Raw genomic sequence first — 213 nt, 5'->3', positions numbered from 1 at the left:
CTCGATAGCTCAGTCGGTAGAGCAGAGGATTGAAAATCCTCGTGTCCCTGGTTCGATTCCGGGTCGAGGCACCATTTTTTACTAGCCTTTCTTTCCAAGAAAACCGCTGTTAAAAAATGCTCTATTTAGAGATTACGTGCCGACTTAGCTCAGTTGGTAGAGCAACTGACTTGTAATCAGTAGGTCGCCAGTTCGACTCCGGCAGTCGGCACC

1 tRNA gene is annotated in these 213 nt (G+C 48.4%); it reads left to right on the top strand.

Annotation, left to right across the window (positions count from 1 at the left end):
- The first annotated feature begins 138 nt into the window (after positions 1 to 138).
- Positions 139 to 211: transfer RNA gene (locus tag Q0940_RS17075), tRNA-Thr, on the top strand.
- Positions 212 to 213: the final 2 nt, after the last annotated feature.

It is taken from the genome of uncultured Psychrosphaera sp. (assembly GCF_947500655.1).
GTDB lineage: Bacteria > Pseudomonadota > Gammaproteobacteria > Enterobacterales > Alteromonadaceae > Psychrosphaera.
Note: the sequence above shows the minus strand (reverse complement) of the source record. Positions and strands in the feature narration are given on the sequence as shown.